This is a genomic window from Chryseobacterium sp. Leaf394, from assembly GCF_001424105.1.
Lineage (GTDB): Bacteria > Bacteroidota > Bacteroidia > Flavobacteriales > Weeksellaceae > Chryseobacterium.
In genome coordinates, this window is the sequence record NZ_LMQH01000011.1 from 189,339 (window position 1) to 191,786 (window position 2,448).

2 protein-coding genes are annotated in these 2,448 nt (G+C 37.3%); both read left to right on the forward strand.

Going from position 1 to position 2,448, the window contains the following annotated elements; genetic code table 11:
• Window positions 1-264: 264 nt before the first annotated feature.
• Window positions 265-1,209 (forward strand): aldo/keto reductase, encoded by a 945-nt coding sequence (locus ASG21_RS05515; protein ID WP_056076871.1) that lies wholly within the window; start codon window positions 265-267, stop codon window positions 1,207-1,209.
• A gap of 375 nt (window positions 1,210-1,584) precedes the next feature.
• A complete protein-coding gene (locus ASG21_RS05520) occupies window positions 1,585-2,373 on the forward strand; it encodes a T9SS type A sorting domain-containing protein (RefSeq protein ID WP_056076873.1) in 789 nt (262 codons plus the stop codon).
• Window positions 2,374-2,448 lie beyond the last annotated feature (75 nt).

Sequence of the window (2,448 nt, forward strand, 5' to 3'; positions counted from 1 at the left end):
AAATATTGTGAGTTTTAATTTATATCATAAAATTGATATTAAAATATTATTCTAAATCTTTGTGGTCTTCTACAATTTTACGGCCTTGTGAAACTTAAAAAAAGATAGCAGGTAAAGAAACTCCGTGCCCTCGGTGTTATGTTTAAACGTAAGCTCAGCAGTAAACGTTATTATCTATCACTCCAAAACCCTTTATCAATGGTCTTTTTTTTGAGTGTTCTCACATTCATTCTTACCTTTACACTCAAACACTCAATCAAAATTATGCAGAAAAAAACAATCAAAAACACAGACCTCTCTGTGGCACCGATCAATTTTGGAGGAAATGTCTTTGGATGGACGCTCAATGAAAAAGAGTCTTTTGATATTCTTGATCAGTTTACCGATGCCGGTTTTAATTTCATTGACACAGCAGATACTTATTCGTGGTGGGTCAACGGAAAGGGCGGACAGTCCGAAGAAATCATCGGAAAATGGATGAAAGAACGAAACAACAGAAACGATCTTGTGATCGCCACGAAAGTCGGATCTGAAACAAAGGAACATGGCTTCGATATCAGCAAAAGACATATTCTGAAATCGGTAGATGAATCTTTGCAGCGCCTTCAGACCGATCATATCGATTTGTACTACACTCATTTTGACGACAACAAAACGCCGGTGGAAGAAACTCTGGAAGCGTATGACGAAGTCATCAAAGCCGGAAAAGTACGCTACATCGCTGCTTCCAATGTTTCTCCGGAAAGACTGAAAGAATCTTTCGAAGCTGCCGAGAAAAACGGTCTCCCGAAATACGTCGCTCTCCAGCCTCACTACAATCTGGTAGAAAGAGAAAAATTTGAAAGTGAATATGAGCAGTTGGTCAAAGATTTTGACCTGAGCGTTTTTACCTATTGGTCACTCGCAGCAGGTTTTCTCACAGGCAAATACCGCAGTGAGGAAGATTTCGCAAAAACAACCCGTGGCGAAGGAGTAAGAAAATATTTTGATGACAAAGGAAAAGCAGTTCTCAAGGCTTTGGATGAGGTGAGTGCAAAACACAATTCTAGTCCGGCAACGGTTTCTCTGGCCTGGCTGCTGGCCAATCCGCTCATCACAGCACCTATCGTAAGTGCGACAAGTAAAAATCAGCTTGAAACTTTATTTGCTGCACCAAAATTAAATCTGGATAGTGAAGATCTGCAGATTTTGGATGAAGCTTCGAAGTAGATTTTTTAATTCAAAATAAATAAAACCATGGCTTTTGCTGTGGTTTTTTTTGTTTCGATTGACAAGCCGTTAAACAATGTTTTAATTTAGATAAAAATCTTATGAAAGTGAGGTTGCTCAAAGTCGTGAGACTTTGTGCGGCGGAAATTCGGTATATATACTGAATAAACTTTTCGGATAAGATTTTAGTTTTGCAGCAACTGAGAAAACAATAATTACCTCAACTTGGGATTGTGTCTGCTGAGTAGATTTAATACTCTCAAAATACAGATCTATATTTTAGATATAATGTAAATGTAATAGATTATGAAAGAGGTTATGTCTATTTTATTCGGAAAAATTATTTAATTTCGCAAAAAATTTATTTTACTATATATGAAACAAAACTATCTATTAGCAAAAACTCTTTGTGCACTGCTTACCACTACATTAGCCGGTTTATTCAATTCACAGACTTACTGCCAGCCTACTTATGTAAACGGTTGCTCAAATTGGAGAATAACCCAGGTGGCAATTCCACAGGCAAATTTTGACAATGCTTTCACAGACGGTACATGCGATACCGGGAAAGACAGAACATCAGTAAGCGTAAACCTTACCGCGGGATCTCAATACACAATTAATGTTACAACTATTGGTTGGGTTGGCTGCGGAATGGCAATTGATTTTAATAAAGACGGAGATTTTGATGACGCCGGAGAATCACTTGTCCTGCCTAATTATATTGCAGTTTATGATCCTACTTACTCTGGCAGTTTCAGTATTCCGTCAACGGTTATATCTGGGAATTACCGTATGAGAATTTGGAACAGGCTTGCCAATTCAGGGGATGGTAATCCTGCGCAGTCTGCTTGTGGAGCCTATGGGTACGGAACATGGACCGATTACACTGCGAATATTTCCACAGGGGTATTATCAACTGTTGAAACTCCAAAATATACATCTAAAATCTATCCTAATCCTGTGTCAGACTTTCTTCATATTGAGGGAAAAACATTGGTTAGGTCTGTAGAAATTTATAATCTTGATGGTAAAATTTTAAGAACTTCGTCGCATAACAGCAATAAAATTGCGATTGATATTTCTGAACTTATTCCAGGCGTCTATAATGCCAAAATAAATGACGGAGCGAATAACCAAACAATCAAATTTATTAAGAAATAGAAGGCTAAAATAATTGAGTTATTGACTAATGCCGGAATTAAGAGTTATTTTGAAAAATATAAGCATTTAATGTTT

What these genes read in the sequence shown, in the direction of transcription:
- ASG21_RS05515 (WP_056076871.1), top strand. Translation starts at nt 265, where the DNA reads ATGCAGAAAAAAACAATCAAAAACACAGACCTCTCTGTGGCACCGATC.
- ASG21_RS05520 (WP_056076873.1), top strand. Translation starts at nt 1,585, where the DNA reads ATGAAACAAAACTATCTATTAGCAAAAACTCTTTGTGCACTGCTTACC.